This window comes from Roseibium album, from assembly GCF_965233825.1.
GTDB lineage: Bacteria > Pseudomonadota > Alphaproteobacteria > Rhizobiales > Stappiaceae > Roseibium > Roseibium album.
In genome coordinates this window covers 2,644,995-2,662,851 of sequence record NZ_OZ247583.1, presented here as the reverse complement: position 1 = coordinate 2,662,851, position 17,857 = coordinate 2,644,995, and the positions used below count along the sequence as shown (strand labels likewise).

18 protein-coding genes are annotated in these 17,857 nt (G+C 57.4%); 9 read left to right on the top strand and 9 right to left on the bottom strand.

The genetic code is table 11. The features are described 5' to 3' along the window. Positions 1 to 97 precede the first annotated feature (97 nt). The 3 genes from ACO6TI_RS12345 to ACO6TI_RS12335 all read left to right on the top strand — a co-directional run bounded on the left by ACO6TI_RS12345 (position 98) and on the right by ACO6TI_RS12335 (position 2,488). The gene (locus ACO6TI_RS12345) at positions 98 to 961 is read left to right on the top strand and encodes a patatin-like phospholipase family protein (RefSeq protein ID WP_108874671.1); all 864 of its coding nucleotides are present in this window, start codon (positions 98 to 100) and stop codon (positions 959 to 961) included. A gap of 115 nt (positions 962 to 1,076) precedes the next feature. Then, positions 1,077 to 1,415, top strand: a complete 339-nt coding sequence (locus ACO6TI_RS12340) for a hypothetical protein (protein ID WP_055111129.1) — start codon at positions 1,077 to 1,079, stop codon at positions 1,413 to 1,415. 215 nt (positions 1,416 to 1,630) lie between these two features. Then, a complete protein-coding gene (locus ACO6TI_RS12335; protein ID WP_422385019.1) occupies positions 1,631 to 2,488 on the top strand; it encodes an MBL fold metallo-hydrolase in 858 nt (285 codons plus the stop codon). Positions 2,489 to 2,502: 14 nt separating this feature from the next. On the opposite strand, the gene rsmD is transcribed toward ACO6TI_RS12335, so the two are convergent. Both rsmD and ACO6TI_RS12325 read right to left on the bottom strand, forming a co-directional pair. After that, a complete protein-coding gene (gene rsmD / locus ACO6TI_RS12330) occupies positions 2,503 to 3,066 on the bottom strand; it encodes a 16S rRNA (guanine(966)-N(2))-methyltransferase RsmD (RefSeq protein WP_055111124.1) in 564 nt (187 codons plus the stop codon). Further along, on the bottom strand, positions 3,063 to 4,400 hold the full coding sequence (locus ACO6TI_RS12325; protein ID WP_422385018.1) for a pseudouridine synthase: 1,338 nt from the start codon (positions 4,398 to 4,400) through the stop codon (positions 3,063 to 3,065). The genes rsmD and ACO6TI_RS12325 overlap by 4 nt, the downstream gene beginning before the upstream one ends. Positions 4,401 to 4,577: 177 nt before the next feature. Between ACO6TI_RS12325 and ACO6TI_RS12320 the strand changes: the two genes are divergently transcribed. Then, positions 4,578 to 5,045: a nucleoside deaminase gene (locus ACO6TI_RS12320; protein WP_209016571.1), complete on the top strand. Its 468-nt coding sequence runs from the start codon at positions 4,578 to 4,580 to the stop codon at positions 5,043 to 5,045. A 142-nt stretch (positions 5,046 to 5,187) separates the two neighbouring features. Continuing rightward, entirely contained in the window at positions 5,188 to 6,372 is a 1,185-nt protein-coding gene (locus tag ACO6TI_RS12315) for a porin (RefSeq protein WP_104702220.1), read from the top strand. 138 nt (positions 6,373 to 6,510) lie between these two features. Here the strand turns inward: ACO6TI_RS12315 and ACO6TI_RS12310 are convergent, their stop codons facing one another. The 3 genes from ACO6TI_RS12310 to mutL form a co-directional block, all read right to left on the bottom strand. Beyond that, the gene (locus ACO6TI_RS12310; RefSeq protein ID WP_108874676.1) at positions 6,511 to 7,137 is read right to left on the bottom strand and encodes an HAD-IA family hydrolase; all 627 of its coding nucleotides are present in this window, start codon (positions 7,135 to 7,137) and stop codon (positions 6,511 to 6,513) included. Between the two features lie 144 nt (positions 7,138 to 7,281). Further along, positions 7,282 to 8,154, bottom strand: a complete 873-nt coding sequence (locus ACO6TI_RS12305) for an alpha/beta hydrolase (protein WP_422385017.1) — start codon at positions 8,152 to 8,154, stop codon at positions 7,282 to 7,284. A 69-nt stretch (positions 8,155 to 8,223) separates the two neighbouring features. After that, positions 8,224 to 10,131, bottom strand: coding sequence for a DNA mismatch repair endonuclease MutL (mutL, locus tag ACO6TI_RS12300; protein WP_104702223.1), 1,908 nt, complete (start codon positions 10,129 to 10,131; stop codon positions 8,224 to 8,226). Positions 10,132 to 10,242: 111 nt separating this feature from the next. Between mutL and ACO6TI_RS12295 the strand changes: the two genes are divergently transcribed. After that, positions 10,243 to 11,118: a TIGR01459 family HAD-type hydrolase gene (locus tag ACO6TI_RS12295; RefSeq protein ID WP_422385016.1), complete on the top strand. Its 876-nt coding sequence runs from the start codon at positions 10,243 to 10,245 to the stop codon at positions 11,116 to 11,118. A gap of 54 nt (positions 11,119 to 11,172) precedes the next feature. Here the strand turns inward: ACO6TI_RS12295 and ACO6TI_RS12290 are convergent, their stop codons facing one another. After that, positions 11,173 to 11,847 carry a protein phosphatase CheZ gene (locus tag ACO6TI_RS12290; RefSeq protein WP_173937285.1) on the bottom strand — a complete coding sequence of 225 codons (675 nt, stop codon included), beginning with the start codon at positions 11,845 to 11,847 and terminating at the stop codon, positions 11,173 to 11,175. A 178-nt stretch (positions 11,848 to 12,025) separates the two neighbouring features. Continuing rightward, a complete protein-coding gene (locus ACO6TI_RS12285) occupies positions 12,026 to 12,409 on the bottom strand; it encodes a response regulator (RefSeq protein ID WP_029063701.1) in 384 nt (127 codons plus the stop codon). Between the two features lie 251 nt (positions 12,410 to 12,660). Here ACO6TI_RS12285 and ACO6TI_RS12280 point away from each other — a divergent pair, with 251 nt between their 5' ends. From ACO6TI_RS12280 to ACO6TI_RS12270, 3 genes are all read left to right on the top strand, one after another. Next, on the top strand, positions 12,661 to 13,107 hold the full coding sequence (locus tag ACO6TI_RS12280; RefSeq protein WP_029063700.1) for a MaoC family dehydratase: 447 nt from the start codon (positions 12,661 to 12,663) through the stop codon (positions 13,105 to 13,107). Between the two features lie 170 nt (positions 13,108 to 13,277). Continuing rightward, the gene (locus tag ACO6TI_RS12275; protein ID WP_196898014.1) at positions 13,278 to 14,276 is read left to right on the top strand and encodes a bifunctional riboflavin kinase/FAD synthetase; all 999 of its coding nucleotides are present in this window, start codon (positions 13,278 to 13,280) and stop codon (positions 14,274 to 14,276) included. After that, the gene (locus ACO6TI_RS12270; RefSeq protein WP_209012190.1) at positions 14,273 to 15,217 is read left to right on the top strand and encodes a DMT family transporter; all 945 of its coding nucleotides are present in this window, start codon (positions 14,273 to 14,275) and stop codon (positions 15,215 to 15,217) included. Before ACO6TI_RS12275 ends, ACO6TI_RS12270 begins: the two co-directional genes overlap by 4 nt. On the opposite strand, the gene ACO6TI_RS12265 is transcribed toward ACO6TI_RS12270, so the two are convergent. Both ACO6TI_RS12265 and ACO6TI_RS12260 read right to left on the bottom strand, forming a co-directional pair. Further along, a complete protein-coding gene (locus ACO6TI_RS12265; protein ID WP_196999084.1) occupies positions 15,190 to 16,446 on the bottom strand; it encodes a glycosyltransferase family 87 protein in 1,257 nt (418 codons plus the stop codon). The genes ACO6TI_RS12270 and ACO6TI_RS12265 overlap by 28 nt on opposite strands. Then, complete coding sequence (locus ACO6TI_RS12260; RefSeq protein ID WP_104702226.1) at positions 16,443 to 17,639, bottom strand: glycosyltransferase family 87 protein; 1,197 nt, start codon at positions 17,637 to 17,639, stop codon at positions 16,443 to 16,445. The genes ACO6TI_RS12265 and ACO6TI_RS12260 overlap by 4 nt, the downstream gene beginning before the upstream one ends. Positions 17,640 to 17,857: the final 218 nt, after the last annotated feature.

The following is a 17,857-nucleotide window of genomic DNA, read 5'->3' as shown; positions in this document are numbered from 1 at the left end:
AGCACTCTTTCGCAGCGGATCGGTCCAGCCGAAGCTTGGAAAGACACAGTCCGGCACCCATCTGTCCCAAGGCACATTGATATGAAGGGCAATTCAGATGGCCTCAACACCCTTACCCGCCGGGACCCAACCACGCATAGGTCTGGCCCTTGGCAGTGGTGGCGCACGTGGCCTTGCCCACATTCCGGTTCTGGAAGCACTCGATGACCTGGGTTTGAGACCGGTCCAGATCGCGGGCACCTCGATCGGAGCAATCCTTGGCGCTGCTTATGCAAGCGGGCACAGCGGGCAGGATATCCGGCAGATTGTTCTCGACATTTTCGCCGACAGAAACACTGTCCTGTCCAAGGTCTGGCAATTGAGGCCGCGGCGGTTCGGCGACATGTTCCGGCCCGGACCGGTTCAGTTCGACCCCGAGCGTGTCCTTGAGGTCTTCGTTTCTGAATATCTGCCTGAAAATTTCGAAGATCTGCAGATACCGCTACGCCTGCTTGCAACGGATTTCTTCGGCGTCGAGGAGATCGACTTCGAAAAAGGACCACTCCTTCCGGCGGTTGCCGCGTCAATCGCAATTCCGGCGCTGTTTCGTCCTGTGAAGCACGGAGACCGGTTCCTGATCGACGGCGGTGTCGTCAACCCTCTCCCATTCGAAGGCATGCGCTCAAACTGCGACATTGTCATCGCTGTCGACGTCGTCGGAGCACCGGTGCCGCGGCCTGAAAAGTCCGATATCAACATGCTGGACTCGCTGTTCGGGTCTGCGCAAATCCTCATGCAGACCATCACCAACCAGAAACTCAAAATGGAACAGCCGGATATTCTGGTTCGCCCTCCGCATGACACAACTCGCGTCCTCGATTTCATGAAAGCGGATCGGATCCTGGACAGGGCGGAACACTTGCGGGCAACGACCCGAGAACAATTGGCTAAATTGATAAAAGAGACAATGAAAGTAACCTGAATGTCACATAAGTAAATTTCACCAGACAACTGGATTTTATTGCAAAATATTTTCAAATTAATTGTTGTTTAACGATTTAATGAGATCTTATTCTTGAATAAATAGGGGCAAAACAATGCAACATACGCGGTCAATAGATTTGGAGGACTGCCCAGTTCCAGAGGATCTACTCAAACGCCTGCTCGACGCGACACTGAATGCAATCTCGGATGTCGGATCCCAGTTGACAGAGCCCCAGCGCGCCGCTCTTGCGGTTTACTGTTACCGGCGCTCTCACCTGCGCCAACTCGGCTTGTCGCTGGCAGCCCTTTGCAACCGGGCCGCATTGATGATGGAAGCCGGTCATGCCGGTGAACTCATTCACATGCAGGCACAGGCAAACACCAATAGCGATGTTGACGCCGACCGACGCCCGAGGGGCGGTAAGGCACCCGTCAGCCTCTACGTTGTTTGACAGTTCATTCGGGGCGGGTACTTCCTCCCTCCTGCCCCCACCTGCGGCAACCGCCTCCGTATAAGTGATACGCAGGCCGGTTGCCCTTTTCTTTCCAAAAGCCTTGCCGAGTTGCTCCTGAAACCGGATTTGAACATGTTCTCGGCTATTCCTGCTTGCCAGTGACGATCTGACCGCTACTCTTTAGGGAACTGATAGAAACCGGGACCAGACACATGGCTTCAGGCGTTTCCGTTCTCAAACTGTCCCGGTACCGGGAAATCAATCCTGGCCGCGTCATTGCGGTTCTTCTGGGCATATTCCTCTCGTTTGTGGCCCAGCCGGCTTTTGCGATTTGTCAGCTGATCGCAAACGGTCCTTATCTTCAGCCCCAGGCCGATGCCGTCCGCGTCTGGCAAGCCTCGCTTCAGGCCGGAGAAGTTCAAATCCGTTACATCGGCCACTCGACGTTTGAACTCGAAACACCAGGTGGCGTGCGCATCGCAACCGACTACAACGACAGTGTCCGGCCCTTTCTCCCGCCCACGGTCGCGACGATGAACGGGGCTCATACGACCCACTACTCGCTAGCACCCGACCCGAGTATCGAACATCTGCTCTACGGCTGGAATCGCGAAGGTGGTCCAATGGACCACGACCTGACGGTTGAAGATGTCCGCATCCGGAACATCCAGACAAACATTCGCGGCTGGGACGGGGAAACCCGCAGGCTCGGCAATTCCATATTCATCTTCGAAATTGCCGATTTGTGTATTGCGCATCTGGGACACCTGCATCACAGGCTGACAAAGGACGACCTCGCCAGACTTGGTCAGATCGATGTCGTATTCGCGGCGATCGACAATTCCTCGACGCTCCGCCTGGACAGCCTGATGGATGTCTTGGCAAGCATCGGCCCGACCATGGTCATCCCGATGCACTTTCACTTTGCAGGTGCACTTCCGGCCTTCATGGGAAGGGCAACGGAAGCCGGCTACCGGATCGTCAGGGCAGAAACGCCGAAACTAGTGATCAGCCGATCCTCTCTGCCTGTGAACCCGACCGTCTACATCATGATGCCCGGAGGAACCTGACACCTGTTGCAGGGTCAATCAGCAAGCTGGTAGCGGAGAAATATTACCTGGCTGTCTCCGGTCAGCCGCCTGTCGATTTCTGAAAAACAATCGGGAACATCAGGCTCAACACCAGCACGTTCTTCCAGAACGCAGATCGCTTCCGGCTTCAGCCATCCACCCTTCACGGCAGAACCCAGTGCCGCTTCCCCCAGTGCCTTCCCGTAAGGCGGGTCGGCAAAAACAAGATCGAACGGCTCGATTGTTCCGGCGTCACCGAGGCGGGTCGCATCACGGCGAAATATCTTGGCCACACCGTTCAGGCCGAAATTTTCCATGTTTCGCCGGATAACACCTCGCGCCTCCGCGCCCTCCTCTATGAAGGTGCAGTGGCGGGCACCTCGGCTCAGTGCCTCAAGGCCGAGAGCACCGGTGCCTGCGAAAAGATCAAGAACCCGAGCGTCCTCGACGTCGACGGCAACACCATGAGCAAGAATATTGAAGATGGTCTCACGCAGCCGATCGCTCGTCGGCCGTGTCATCTGGGATTTTGGCGCGGCAATCGCTTTTCCCTTGAAACGCCCGGAAACAATTCTCAAGAACGACCGCCTCCGCGCGGACGACCACCGCCTTTTGGTGGTCGGCGACCATCCTTATTGTCTTGATCCGCCCTGCTTTGCTGTGCCTTGTCCTCCAGCAAGCCGTCATCGCTCCATATACGGCGCTGCGGCGTCCGGCGCTGTTCGCCAAATTCCTTTCGCGGCTTCGGTTCGGACGTCATGCGAAACTTGGATCTCGGTGAGACCTTTTCCTGCCGGGGACCAGCGCCGCCACGCTTGGCCTGCTTTCGATCCTGCCGGTCGTTCTTTGCGGTTTTGCGTTTGTCGGTCTCGGACTTGCCTTCCCGCGCGGTCAGCCATTTGCCCTGATTGCCACCCCGATCACCACTGGATTTGCGGCCAGAGCCGGATTCGGAGCTGCGGCGGCTGGCTGGGCTCTTTTTCGGAGTATCCTGTTTAGGCTGATGAAAAATCGGCGCATCAAAGTCGGCACCGGCTTCATTTGCGAGTGCCTCACCAAGCTGGTCGCGCAGGATCCTGCCCCGGATTTCACGGACATCGTTGTCCGGCAGGTCCAACAGCTGGAATGGCCCATAGGAAATCCGGATGAGCCGGTTCACCGTAAGACCCAGATGCTCGAGGACCCGCTTGACTTCCCTGTTCTTGCCTTCGCGCAAACCGACCGTAAGCCAGATATTGCCACCCTGTTCCTTGTCGAGGGTTGCCTCGATGGCGCCGTAGAGAACTCCCTCTACCGCAATGCCGTCCTGCAACGCGTCAAGATCTGCCTGGGTGATCTTGCCGAAAGCACGGACACGGTACCGCCGCAGCCATCCCGTCGACGGCAGTTCAAGAACGCGTGCAAGGCCGCCGTCGTTTGTCAGCAACAGCAGTCCCTCGGTATTGATATCAAGCCTGCCGACAGTCAGGACACGGGGCAATTCCTTCGGCAACCTTTCGAACACCGTCGGACGGCCTTCCGGATCCTTGTTGGTCGTCACCAGTCCGCGCGGCTTGTGATAGAGCCACAGACGCGTCCGCTCGCGCATTGGCAATGGCTCTCCGTCGACGAGAACCTTGTCGTTCGCCGAAACGGTGATGGCAGGCGTGGCCAGCACCTTGCCGTTCAGCTGGACACGCCCCGCCTCGATCCAGGTCTCCGCTTCCCGGCGCGAACACAACCCTGCGCGGGCCATGACCTTCGCGATGCGTTCGCCGCGCTCCAGAGTATTGTCGGAGACCACGTTGGCCGGCTCGGCATCCGGCCTTTTCCTGGCGGGAGCCCTGGAGGGCTTTTTGCCCTGCACGCTTTTTCCGCGCCCTCGGCCTGATTGCGGTTCGGGGCGCTTTTGAGAAGGTTTTCTTGTCGTCATGGATGCGTCATAGCAGAGCTGGACCGTTTCGGAAATCGCCAGTTGACGTCCAATTCTGCAATGGAGCCCTTTTCCTGGTGCATGGCACGTGCGAAACAACTTGCGCACAGGACCCTTGAGGGGATCCGTGCGGACGACTTGAAGACCTATCCGGCGAACCTGAAATATCCTCGACACATGACCACAACCAGCATCAAGACCGAGAAAAACTCTTTCATGAACATCGCCCTTGAGGAAGCAGTAGCCGCTGCCGCAAGAGGGGAAGTTCCGGTAGGTGCCGTTCTGGTCAGGAACGGCACCATCCTGGCCCGTAACGGCAACCGGACGCTGGAGCTGCACGACCCGTCAGCGCATGCAGAGCTTCTCGTCATCCGGACCGCGTGCACGCTGCTGGAATCTCAACGCCTGACCGGTTGCGATCTCTATGTCACTCTGGAGCCATGTCCGATGTGCGCCGGGGCGATATCCTTTGCCCGGATCAGACGACTCTATTACGGAGCCGGTGACGAAAAGGGCGGCGCGGTAGATCACGGAACGCGATTCTTCTGTCAGCCGACCTGCCACCACGCACCAGAGGTCTATGCGGGCATCGGAGAAACCGACTCCGCAAAAATACTTAAAAACTTCTTTATTTCCAAGCGGTAACGGCAATCTTGCGTTGCGCAGAAGTCACATCACTTCGCTAAAAGTGCCGGAACCTTTTCTCGCTCGCGTTTTCCGTTGGCAAACCGTCTGGTCCATCATCCATACTTGCACGTATCGGCACCCGTGAACGCTGGAGTTTAAAATGTCCCGTCTTGTTGCTCTTGGTCTGCTTGCCGGCATTGCCAGCGCGACCGGCCCCGCCAACGCCGCCGATTTGCCGGTTGCGCCGGAGCCCATCGACTACGTCCGCATTTGCGATGCCTATGGTTCCCGTTTCTACTACATTCCCGGCACCGAGACTTGTTTGCGCGTCCGCGGCAGGGTCCGTACCGAGTTCCGGGTTCGCAATTTCGGCGAGGCCGAAAACTCATGGGGTAACAGGGACTCTGACGGGTATCAGTGGCGCTCCCGTGGCTACCTTTATCTCGATGCCCGCACGCAGACGGAATTCGGCACGCTCCGCGGCTTCATCGAAATGTACATGCAGCAGACCAACGAAAGCGCGGGCTATTCAATCGACAACGCCTATATCCAGTGGGGCGGATTGCTCGCAGGCCTGACAAACTCGAATTTCGATTTCTTTACCGGTTACTCGTTCAACGCCCAGGTCGAAAGCTATTCGGACCAGTCGCTGAACCAGGTGGCCTATACCTATGCCTTCGGCAACGGATTCAACGCAACGATAGCCCTGGAGGACCGTTCCGATCGAGAGGCCAGCATCGGTCTCAACGGCGGTACGCTTGGATATGGCGGAACCCGGGTGCCGGATGCGATTGGCGTTCTCGGCGTAAGTCAGGGCTGGGGTGAAGCCCAGATCATGGGCGCCTTGCACCAAGTTTATCCGAACTCCGTTTACAACGGCACGACCGGCGGTTCTGAAGATGAACTCGGATGGGCCGTCGGTGCAGGTGTCGAAATCGAATTCGGCGGTTTTGCAAACGGCGGCAGCATCGCACTGCAGGGCGTTTATACAGACGGAGCGAGCGCCTATGGTTCGACCGGCTGGGACAGCCGCATTACCGATGCAGTCTGGGACGGCAACAGCACGGAAACCACCAAAACCTGGAACGTTTTCGGCGGTGTGAGCCTCGGCCTGACGGAAACCGTCGAACTCAACGTCGAAGGCGGTTATCACAATGTTGATGCGGGAACGAGTGCCTATGATTTCACGCAGTGGAGTGTGACGAGCAACCTCGTGTGGGAGCCCGTTTCGGGCCTTATCATCGGTCCTGAACTTCAGTACCGTGACATCGACTACAGTGCCGCTTCAGGCCTGAACGATACCTACCAGCTTTATGGTACCTTCCGGATGCAGCGTTCCTTCTAGTGCGCATCCCTTGAATGCTGGATTACCTGATGTCGAAAAGCGGTCTACCCGGCAAGACACGTCGGGGCGCTGCGGGTGCAGGGCCTTCCATCACCTGAAGGCCCGGTAACGTCAGGAGCGCAAGCCGAGCCTCGATCTTCAGCTCAATCCGAATTCGATTGCCCGAAAATCTGAAATCACCGGACAATCGGGTTTTGCAACATCCGGGCTGGCAAATCCGATCGCGATCACGTCGCTTCCGGCATTCAACCCGGCCTGAATACCTGCCGGGGCGTCTTCAAAAACCAAACACTGTCCGGCACTGGTGCCAAGCTTTTCTGCAGCCAGTGTGTAACCGGAAGGATCAGGTTTCCCGTGTTCGATATCTTCGGCAGTTATCAACACTTCGGGAATTGGCAGGCCGGCTGCAGTCAACCGGCGAACAGCAAGATCGTGGCCGGCAGATGTTACGATGGCCCAACGGCCGGTCGGCAATTGGTTCAACAAATCAGCGGCCCCGGGGATTGCCACTATTCCGCGGACATCGTCAGTTTCTGCCGCCTCGATTTTGTCAGCCTCGGATTGGCAATCCGTGCCGGCTTTCGCGAATTCTCGAACGACATCAATTGTTCGTCGGCCATGTGAAACGGCAAGTATGGAAATGGGATCGAGTTCATTGGCAATTGCCCAATCCGTTAAAACACGCTCGATCACCACACGGGAATCCAAAAGCGTTCCGTCCATGTCGAACAGAACGGCTGAATAGGCTCGATCTAGCTGCAGCATGTTTTGATTTGTTCCTTTCACAAACAGTGCCGAAAAAAACCTGAACAGGTAGGTGCAGCAATGATACGGCGTGTTTCAGGTTTGCCAGGCCAGAGCGTGTCCTCTGTCCGACTTGCTCCGGGCTAAACTGCCCGGAACTGTGGTTCAGGTGCCTTCCCGGGCCCATTTGTCCCGGACGGCATCCCAGAGACCCGTCTTCCACAAATCGCTGTGACCCGCGCCCTCAATGATCAGGATTTCCTTGGGATCAGATGCGAATTCGAACAACCGCTTGCCATGGTCGACCGGAATGACCGCGTCCTCGGTTCCGTGAACGATCATCACCGGCGCACCGACTTTCCCGATCCGCTCGCGTGTTTTCATCGGGTCCTTCATCAGCATTTCAACAGGAAGCCAAGGATAGCTTTCGCCTGCCATGTCAACGAGTGCGGTATAAGGTGCTTCCAGTACAACAAGTCCTACATCAGAACGTTCGGCGCCCACGGCAGCCGCAAGTCCGGTTCCGAGGCTCTCGCCGTGGACAATGACCGGTGACCCGGCAGCTGCTGCCCTGTCGTAGTGTTCCAGCGCATCGGAAATGAGGGCGGCTTCCGAGGGGCTTCCCTCGCTGCCGGCATAGCCGCGATGTGTTGGTGCATAGAGACCGTATCCGCTGTCCACGATCTGCTTGAACCGCTTCCAGCGGCCCGAGAGATTGCTCGAATTGCCATGAAAATAGACAACAGTCGGAGTACCCGGATCCACCGGCTCCGCGGTCCAGACCGTTATCTTTGTTCCATCCGCCATTTCGACGATTTCGGCTGAAACAGACTCAAGTCCCTTGTCTGCAGGTGTTTCCAGTTCGCCGCTTGGCACAAAAACGAAGCTACGCTGGTTCACATACATGTATCCTGCTGCCATGGCGTATGCGATGGCAGCGGCGAACACCAGTTTGATCAGGCCCCGCCGAAACTTCGGCCAGGCACCCGCATGTTTTTCCTGTGCTCCCGCTGCACTGCCGCCTTCAGCCTCGGCCATGACACGCTCCTTGTTGCATTTGCCGTTGTTCCTACGCATGGCGGGTTGTTGCCGATCAGATTGCCGCGATCACTTGCGCCCGAAAAGCCTCTCAATGTCCGTCAGCTTGAGCTCGACCCAGGTCGGTCGGCCGTGATTGCACTGGCCTGATTTGGGCGTTGCCTCCATGTCGCGCAAGAGCGCGTCCATTTCTTCCGGACGCATTCGCCGGCCTGCGCGCACGGATCCGTGACATGCCATGGTCGCGGCTACATGGTCGAGTTTTTCCTTCAGGCCGTCCGCAGTGTCCCATTCCGCCAGCTCATCGGCCAGGTTTCTGACCATGCCCTGAATGTCCATGTCACCCAGCAATGCCGGAGTTTCCCTGACGGCGATCGCACCGGGACCGAATGCCTCCAGCACGAGTCCGACCTCTTCCAGGTCTGCCGCCTTTTCGTGCAAGCGGAGCGCATCTTCTTCCGCCAATTCGACAATTTCCGGGATCAGGAGAATCTGGCGCGCAACATCTTTCTTCGCCAGCGCCTCCTTCAGCCTTTCATAGACGAGCCTCTCGTGCGCCGCGTGCTGATCGACAATCACAACACCATCCGTGGTTTGTGAAATGATGTAGGTTTCATGAACCTGCGCGCGTGCAGCACCAAGAGGCAGTTCGGTCTTTCCGGTTTCGACTGGTTCCTGGTGAGCCCTTGCATCCGCGGATGGAACCGACATTTCGGCGAAACCGTTCTGAGCCCGGTAACTCTCCTGGGCTGTCTCGGCAAATCCCTCCATCGCCGCTCCGTCATCCTCCAGCGGACGGAAGACTTCCGGATTCCAGCGGTCGCCGGCTTGCGGCCGGGCATGAGGATACGCCTGAGCCTGGGCGTTTCTTCCGGTATTCCCCTGACCTGGCGTGTATGCACCTGCAGCGGAAGTCTGAAAGCCGGGTCCTTGGGAGCGCAGTGCATCAAGTGCGACCGCGGCGTTGGAGGTTGACGACCGGTGCCCGGCCTGAACGAGCGCCTGTTTGATGGCCCCGACGAGCAGTCCGCGAACCAGTTGGGAATCGCGAAATCTCACATCCGCCTTTGCCGGGTGCACATTGACATCCACCTGCGCCGGATCCAGTTCGAAAAAGAGAACGACGACGGGGTGCCGGTCTCTTGCCAGCACATCGGCATAGGCGCCGCGCAGTCCGGACAGCAACAGTTTGTCCTTTACCGGCCTGCCGTTGACAAAAAAGAACTGATGTTGGGCATTGCCGCGATGATGGGTCGGCAAACCGGCAAATCCGGTCAGGTGAACCCCTTCCCGCGCCGCATCTATTTCCATCGCGTTTTCGACGAATTCCTGCCCGAGTATCTGGGCGATCCTCGCAAGCTCGGGTTCATTGCCTCTTGCGGCCGGCCAGCTTTGCGCCTGCCGGTCAGCGCCCGAAATCGAGAAACCGACTTCCGGATAGGCCAGAGCGATCCGTTTGACGATATCCGTGACCGCAGAGGTTTCCGCGCGGTCGGATTTCAGAAACTTCAATCGGGCCGGGGTCGCAAAGAACAGGTCTCTGACTTCAACCAGTGTTCCGCCGGCACGCGCGGCAGGTGCCAGCGGCTGTTCCCGTCCCCCTTCGACCGCAATCGCCCAGGCATGATCTTCTTCCCTGTGACGGGTCTGTATCGTCAGCCTCGCCACGGAGCCGATGGATGGCAGGGCCTCTCCGCGAAATCCGAGAGTCTGGATATCGAAAAGGTCATCGTCGGATATCTTGGATGTACAATGTCGGCGGATTGCCAGTTTCAGGTCGTTCTGGCGCATGCCTTCGCCGTCATCGGCAACGCGCATGAGCGTCTTCCCGCCGGCAGCGGTCACGATCTCGATATTCCGCGCTCCGGCATCAACGGCATTTTCAACCAGTTCCTTGATGACACTGGCAGGCCGCTCGATTACTTCGCCGGCCGCAATCTGGTTGATCACCTGTTCGCCAAGTTGCCTGACCTGCATGAAACTCCCTTTACTCGGTTTCGCACTGCGTCATGTTCCTATATGGTCCGCGCCGAGTTTGTCCCGATTCTTTCCCAGCTTATCAGATCAAGCACAATCCGAGTGAAAGACATGACCGTTTCTGCACCGCTTCTGATTGACGGGCTTCGCGCCGTTGCTCCTTTCTACAAGGGGGTTCTGTGCGATGTCTGGGGTGTGCTTCACAACGGGGTTGCAGCGTTCGAGGAAGCACACAAGGCGCTGAGAGCCTATCGGGAAGAGACCGGCGGCAAGGTGGTACTGATCACGAACGCACCACGCCCGGCCAAACAGGTTGGGAAGATGCTTGCAAAACTCGGTGTTCCCGAAGAGGCCTACGACGATATCGTGACATCTGGCGATGTGACCCGGGCGATTCTGGAGGAACAGGGAAACAAGACCCTTCTGCATCTGGGGCCCAACAGGGATCAGCCCCTTTACTGGGACCTTGAAGCGACCTTCACCACAAATGACGACGAGGCGGAAGCGATCAGTTGCACCGGACTTGTGGACGACGAGAGGGAAACGCCCGACGACTACCGGGACCGGTTGCAAAAACTGGCCGACCGGAAGTTGCTCATGATCTGCGCCAATCCGGATATCGTGGTGGAACGTGGTGACCGGCTGGTCTGGTGTGCAGGAGCCTTGGCCCGGCTCTACGAAGATCTGGGCGGAGAAGTCGCCATTCTCGGCAAGCCGCACGCACCAATCTACCACGCCGCAATGAAACGGCTGGAAACGCTTGCGGGTGAACCGATTTCAAAGGAAGACGTTCTGGCCATTGGCGACGGTCTTCCCACGGATATCCGCGGAGCGGTCTCACAGGATATCGACGTCCTGTTTATTACCGCCGGAATTCACGCTTCGGACTTCGGACCCAGTGACGCTCCGGAAGAACACCTGATCCGCAAACGTCTGATCGAGGAGGGGCTACGCGCAAGAGCTGCTCTGCCCCGGCTCTGGTGGTAGAAACAAAAAAGGGCCGCCAGCGGCGACCCTTTGTTCAATCGGGATCGAGATTCTTCAGTCGAAAAGCTTGTCGATATCCGCCTGGGCGCCCATCAGCATTGAATCGATATCATCCTGCGAAACGCCTTCACCATCGTGTTGCGGACCGTGCAGGATCAGTTCACGCTTGCGGCGCTCTTCGTCGCTTTCCTGAAGTTCCGCATCCAGATCCTCCGGAATACGCAGATGTTCGATAAAGGACGAGACGCGTTCGTCGATATAATTCAGGGTCGTCACGACCTTTGAAATCCGTTGTCCCGTTATATCCTGGAAAGTGCAGGCTTCGAAGATGCTGATCATCTTGTTGCTGACCAGTTCCTGGTAGGCTTCCGTGTCGCTTGTGTCCGCCCCCATGATATCCTCGGCGGCTTCCATGATCGTGTTGGTGGCCTCTTCGGTCGCCTCGACAATCGCATCAAGCTCGCGTCCGGCATCAGGTATCTTGTTGCCGGTCATGTCATTTGCGCGCAGTTGGCAAATTTCTTCCTTCATGCGCGTAATTTCTTTGGCGATCAACTTGAGCTCTTCAGTCACCGTTGGCTGAACGGTCGACAGAAAGTCATGCATCGATCCGGACATGACCTCTGCAAGGTGCATCACGTCCGTGAGTGAGACTTCGCCATCACGATTTTTGTTCTGTTCCAGGAAATCTATAACGCGCGCAACGTTTTCCTGCTTTATATTGGCCATAAGGTTCACCCCCCGCATGAAAGCCATTCCTGAACGCAGCGGCAAACTTTGCGCCACGTTCCTGCTTCAGAATCCCGATAGACCTGAGCACACCTGCCCGTCCGACAGCTGTGTCACGCCTTTGATCCCGGTTTGCGCCGGCGGAACACCCACTACTGGGCTCCGCCCGGCACAAAGGTCACTCGGAGAAAACAGCTTCGATCTTGCCCTTGAGCGTCTGAGCATTGAACGGCTTCACGATGTAGTTGTTCACACCGGCTTTCTTTGCGGCAATGACGTTTTCCGTCTTGGATTCCGCAGTGACCATAATGAACGGGGTTTTGCTGAGACCAGAATCGGAACGAACCTGCTTGAGCAGTTCGTAGCCGGTCATCGGCTCCATATTCCAGTCCGAAATGACCAGGCCGTAACGGCGCTGCTTCATTTTTTCCAGGGCTTCGGTGCCGTCCGCGGCATCGTCGATGTCTTCGAAACCAAGTTGCTTCAACAGGTTCCGAATGATGCGAATCATCGTTTTGTAGTCATCGACCACGAGGACCGGCATCTGAAGATCAAGGGCCATTGTCTACTCCATACTGTCAATTGGCGCGGCCCCTGGCCGTGGGCCGGTGGAAACGCGATATGACTCTGAAGGAGAGCAACACAATTACTGTGTCCTCACCTCCCCACACCCGGCATAATCTACCTGCTGGCCCTGAAAAGACCGTTAATAACGCGCGTATTTTTCTTCGCCGAAAGCATAATTGCCAGAAAACCCTTGCGGGCCTAGCGTTCTCGCCGGTTGGAAACAAGAAAAAACCGGGCGGAATTGGCATGTTGGAACTGCGAACACTCTGTTTCGAAGATCTGGAAACGGGAATGCGGGAAGAACTCGTGAAACACGTCAGTTCTTCTGATGTCGTAGGCTTCGCCGAAGTCTCGGGGGACCGGAACCCCATTCACCTGTCGGAGCACTTTGCAGCACGCACACCTTTCAAAACCCGGATTGCGCATGGCCTTTACACCGCAAGTCTCATTTCGGCGGTGCTCGGGACCCGTCTTCCCGGCCCAGGTGCGATTTATCTTTCCCAGACACTCAATTTCAAGGCACCGGTCAGGATCGGTGACGACGTCAAGGTAACGGTCACGGTCGAAGAACTCATGGAACGGGGAAACCGCGCCCGGCTTTCCTGCATCTGCAGCGTCGAGGATCAGGTGGTTCTGGAAGGTGAAGCCCTGGTGAAGGTCCCTCGCCGTGACGAGGACAGATCGCGTATCTGACCGCAAAGCATCGGCCGACCGGTTTACGATGTCTACCGACCTTGACGTTTTCACGCGCAGACGGCAGTTTCCACGCCAGCATCAGCGAGCGGACACATCACGTGCCCCCGTTCCCACTGCCGTTTCCCGAGAAGCCGTTCCGGCCGACACACTGCGCGAAGGTTTGCTGCATGAGCCCGTCTCAATCCGCCAGTTTCTTGTACGCCGAGAATCTGGACGCGTTTCCTGAAGAATTGAAAGGCGGCATCGTCGCAATCGGAAATTTTGATGGCGTGCATCGGGGGCACAGAGCCGTACTGGGCGCGGCATTGGGGCTCGGTCACGGCACGCACCATCCCGTTTTCGCCATGAGTTTCGAACCGCATCCGAGAACAGTGTTCAATCCTTCCAAACCGGTCTACCGGCTGACGCCTCCGCCGTTGAAGGTCGAGATGCTGAATGCGTGCGGACTGGACGGGGCCCTTATCCTGCCGTTTACCCGGGAATTCGCCGGCATTGAAGCAAACGCCTTTGTTCAGGACATCCTGATTGACACACTCGGCATTTCGCACGCGGTCACGGGCTATGATTTCCACTTCGGCCGGGCGCGACAAGGAACACCCGACTATCTGCGCATGGCAGGCGCTGAAAACGGTTTCGGTGTCACGATCGTTCAGCGTGAAGAAGATGAAGGCGCCGAAGTCATTTCCTCCACCCGGATTCGCGACTGCCTCGCACAAGGAGACGTAGCGCAGGCCAATGCCCTGCTCGGGTACCGGTGGTATTTCGATGCAACGGTCGAACACGGCGACAAGCGCGGGCGTGACCTCGGCTATCCGACAGCGAACTTGCATCTGAGCGGTGACAGTCCGCTTCTCCAAGGCATTTACGCGGTCAAGGTACGGACGGAAAACGGCTGGCATGACGGTGTCGCCAGCTACGGCAGACGGCCTACTTTCGACGACGGCGCGGTCGTGTTCGAAGTCTTCCTGTTCGATTTCAGCGATGACCTATACGGCCAGACACTGAGAATACACCTTGTTTCCTATCTCCGGGGAGAGGACAAGTTCGATTCGGCCGAGGCCCTCGTTGCGCAGATGGATCGTGACAGCGCCGAAGCGAGAGCGGCATTGCAATCCCTCCAACCCCTTTCGGAAATCGACATGAAGTTGCTGGATCTTGCCACGTGACGAAAGTCTCAGCCCGGGCACCGGTCGAACCTAATCCGCTATTTGCAATTTTTCTGATGACAACAGCAATGCTGATCGTTCCGGTCATGGATATCATTGCAAAATACCTGTCGTCGGCGCTACCGGCACTTGAAGTTACCTTCGGCCGATTTTTTTTCCAGTTCGTGATCTGCCTCTGTATCGCACTTGTCACCGGACGGATAATGCGGCTCAGGGCCAGGCAGCCGGTCATCAATTTTCTGCGTGGCATCCTGCTCGCGATTGCATCGCTCAGTTTTTTCACCGCCGTCAAATACATGTCGGTCGCAACGGCGATCTCGATCTTTTTCATAGAACCGATGGTCTTGACCATGCTGGCCGCGCTGATCCTGAAAGAACAGGTCGGCATCCGCAGGATCGGCGCCATTCTTGTCGGGCTTCTGGGCGCCATCGTCATCCTGCGCCCAAGCCTGGCAGAAATCGGACTTGTCAGTCTACTGCCCGTTTTGACCGCATTCTTGTTTTCCTTTTATCTTCTGATCAACAAACTTTACCCGGTGGAAGACGACTTGCTCACGATCCAGTTCGGCGCCGGTCTATCAGGTGCGCTACTGCTGGGTACGGCTTTGCTGATCGGATCGTACGGACAATTTGAAGGCTACGAATTCGAAGTCCCCACACTTCCGCAAACGGCCTTGCTTGCGCTCATCGGGCTGATTTCATTCGCCGCCCATGGACTCGTTGTTGCCGCTTTCCAGCGCGGCAGTGCCAGCCTGCTCGCACCGCTGCAATATGTCGAAATCGTCAGCGCGACGCTGTTCGGCTATCTTGTCTTTTCAGACTTTCCCGATGGTCCGACATGGATAGGGATAGCACTCATCATTGGCAGCGGGCTCTATATCGCGCACCGTGAACGGAAGCTGAAAAAGAAAACTCAGGCCGATGCCGTTCCGGAGATGTGATCCGGTTCACGTTCCCGTTGCCGTGCACGATCGATGAGCTGCATGCGCCGCATTCCAAGAAACAGGATCGCTGCCGGCAAAAGCGGTGCCATCGGAATGCCAAGCAGGATGGCAAATGGTGCCGTAGATGCGGACAGTCCGATGACCACGGCAAGCAAAATCCTGTCATACGGGAAAAACCCTCGATCGAGCCCTTCCCTGATCAAAAACGCACACGGGATGACGAGTAGCGTCAGGTCATAGGTGAGTGCAAACGGTGTCACCAGGAGGGTTCCGCCAATCAGTGATGCGGACCGGACGGCCATGTCGCCCGTTCTGCGCCAGGTCTTCCAGACGCAGATGAGCGCGCCGAGGCCGACCAACATCTGCGCAGCCATCGAAATCTCATGACCAAGCCCGAATTGACGAAAGCTGCCATAGACAGAAATCATCTTGCCCCATTCGACACCGCCAAGCTCCATCATTGCTGCTGCGACCGGCGCCTGTTGCCAGAACATCAGCCAGACACCGGCGCCAAGCACAGCAGCGCTTAGGCCCGCAAACACCAATGTGGTCACCGACGCGCCGAGGAAGGCTCGCCAGTTCAAGCTGGCAACAAGCGCGACCGGGACAAGAATTCCGAGTTGCGGCTTTATCGTCAGCAAACCGAGAGCAAACCCGGCCAGCATCATGCGCTGGCGCTCGATACCGACCAGGAAGAATCCGTAAAGAGCGGCGGTCAGGGCCGCATTCTGTCCGTGAAACGCATTGTTTGCACAGGCCGGGATGAGGATCAGGCACGCGGCGAGCAGCCACTTGCCGGTGATCAGCCTGCAGGAAAGGCACAAGAGCGCAGTGGTTGAAATCACGAAAGCCGCAAAGGCCATCTTGTAAGGAAGCGCAGCAAAAACGCTCAGGAGAAGCTGGAAAGTCGGCGGATAGAAGAAGCCGAAGACCGTTTCGGACCCCGAGATTTCGACCTGCAATGCCGAAAACTCGGCGGGAACATAGACAATTTCAGGGACCCCGGCGAGCGCCTGCCGTCCTGCAAGCCAGAAACTGAAATAGTCCATCAGCACGGTGCCGTTGGGCGCGCCGAAAGCGTTGGGAACAACCAGCAACCAGATAAGGCCGAGACTGAGGCCGATGGCGGAGCAAAGGCACGCGAAGCCGATCCGGTCCCAGGTAAGCCAGGCCCCCTCGCGAATCCCCTTTTGCCAGATCATTGCGGCGCGGTTTCGCGCTTTCATGACTGCACCTCCTTGCCGATACGACCAGAAAAACTGACAAGGCGCATTGACACAAAAAGGATGATTGCCGGTGCAACAAGACCGAGCGGCACTCCCGAGACAGCCCCGATGTATCTTGAGGAGGCAGAGAGCAGCACCGCGAGGGCAACCAGCGTCCACATGTACGGGAATGCCTGCTTGCCGTTTGTGGCCTGCACCAAAAACGCGATCGCGACAGCCAGGGCCGCCAGGTCATAGGGCAGCACATAGGGTGTCGCAAAGAACCCGGCCGAAACCAGAACCGCTGCCTTCAGACCGAAAGCCTCGTCGGATCCCCAGACTTTCCAGACCACCCACAGGGCCGCGAGGGACGCCGCGCCCTGAACCGCATAAGCGGGCAGCGCGTCCAGGCCGATCAGGCGAACAGAGGCGTAGACGGATGCCATCTTGTAAAATCCTGCCATTCCCTGGTCGGTTGCCTGGCCGGTGAACGCGGCCTGTTCCAGAAAAGCCTGCCAGGTACCGGAACCCAGCACAATCCAGCTCAGCGCGGCAACGGTGATCGCGGTGACAGCGGCCGACGAGAATGCCCTGTAGTAACCAGCCGCCAGGAACGCGAAAGGCAGAAGAACGCCCATTTGCGGCTTTATCGTCAACAGACCGATGAACAGCCCGGCCAACACTTCGCGGCGCTCCGACAAGGCAACAAGGCCGGCTCCCAGCAATGCAGCGCACAGAAGTGCATTTTGTCCGTGAAACACCGCATTGAAAGTTGCAGGCATCGCTGCGATCAGCAGAACCCCGGTCCAATTGCGCAGGATGCGTGCGCAGACCGCGCCGGCGAATGCCAGGCTGACCACTTGTGACATCACATAGGCCGGGATTGCAGCCATCGTCCCAAGAGGGGCCAGAATGAGTAAAAAGGTCGGCGGGTAGAAGAACGGATAGAAGGCACCGGGTTCAAGATAAGGCGCTTGCAGCGCAAGAAAGGCTTCATTGTCGTAGGCAACCTGGGGCGTGCCCCGCACTACCTCCGAGCCCGCCAACCAGAAACAAAGGAAGTCGTTTATCGGCACGCCAGTGGCGGTCACGGCCGGTCCGGCCGGTGAAAAGAAATAGATCAGCACCGCGCAATAGGCCGTGACTGCCATGAGACCTGCCGGGATCAGGCGATCCCGCGTCGCCCAGTACCCATCTGCAAAATACGCGGCCATGCCGTCCTCTTGATCAAGCTCCTCCTCTTCATAAACTGCCAGCCGTTAAAGAAAGCCTGCCATTCCGGCAGTCGAGTACCCACGAAATACTGCAGACCTCTTTATTCGGCCTGCAAGTGCTGCTATGTCCCATCCCATGCACGACATGCCACTCATATTCATCGGCTCTGAGATGATCGCGATTACGCGAATTACCTGCCCGGCCTTCGGCTGACGCG

Coding starts and splice junctions, on each gene's coding strand:
- ACO6TI_RS12335 (WP_422385019.1), top strand. CDS start 1,631: ATGGCTTCAGGCGTTTCCGTTCTCAAACTGTCCCGGTACCGGGAAATC.
- ACO6TI_RS12290 (WP_173937285.1), bottom strand. CDS start 11,847: ATGGCCAATATAAAGCAGGAAAACGTTGCGCGCGTTATAGATTTCCTG.
- ACO6TI_RS12265 (WP_196999084.1), bottom strand. CDS start 16,446: ATGAAAGCGCGAAACCGCGCCGCAATGATCTGGCAAAAGGGGATTCGC.
- ACO6TI_RS12285 (WP_029063701.1), bottom strand. CDS start 12,409: ATGGCCCTTGATCTTCAGATGCCGGTCCTCGTGGTCGATGACTACAAA.
- ACO6TI_RS12310 (WP_108874676.1), bottom strand. CDS start 7,137: ATGCTGCAGCTAGATCGAGCCTATTCAGCCGTTCTGTTCGACATGGAC.
- ACO6TI_RS12320 (WP_209016571.1), top strand. CDS start 4,578: ATGACCACAACCAGCATCAAGACCGAGAAAAACTCTTTCATGAACATC.
- ACO6TI_RS12315 (WP_104702220.1), top strand. CDS start 5,188: ATGTCCCGTCTTGTTGCTCTTGGTCTGCTTGCCGGCATTGCCAGCGCG.
- mutL (WP_104702223.1), bottom strand. CDS start 10,131: ATGCAGGTCAGGCAACTTGGCGAACAGGTGATCAACCAGATTGCGGCC.
- ACO6TI_RS12345 (WP_108874671.1), top strand. CDS start 98: ATGGCCTCAACACCCTTACCCGCCGGGACCCAACCACGCATAGGTCTG.
- ACO6TI_RS12305 (WP_422385017.1), bottom strand. CDS start 8,154: ATGGCCGAGGCTGAAGGCGGCAGTGCAGCGGGAGCACAGGAAAAACAT.
- ACO6TI_RS12325 (WP_422385018.1), bottom strand. CDS start 4,400: ATGACGACAAGAAAACCTTCTCAAAAGCGCCCCGAACCGCAATCAGGC.
- ACO6TI_RS12280 (WP_029063700.1), top strand. CDS start 12,661: ATGTTGGAACTGCGAACACTCTGTTTCGAAGATCTGGAAACGGGAATG.
- ACO6TI_RS12295 (WP_422385016.1), top strand. CDS start 10,243: ATGACCGTTTCTGCACCGCTTCTGATTGACGGGCTTCGCGCCGTTGCT.
- ACO6TI_RS12260 (WP_104702226.1), bottom strand. CDS start 17,639: ATGGCCGCGTATTTTGCAGATGGGTACTGGGCGACGCGGGATCGCCTG.
- ACO6TI_RS12275 (WP_196898014.1), top strand. CDS start 13,278: ATGAGCCCGTCTCAATCCGCCAGTTTCTTGTACGCCGAGAATCTGGAC.
- ACO6TI_RS12340 (WP_055111129.1), top strand. CDS start 1,077: ATGCAACATACGCGGTCAATAGATTTGGAGGACTGCCCAGTTCCAGAG.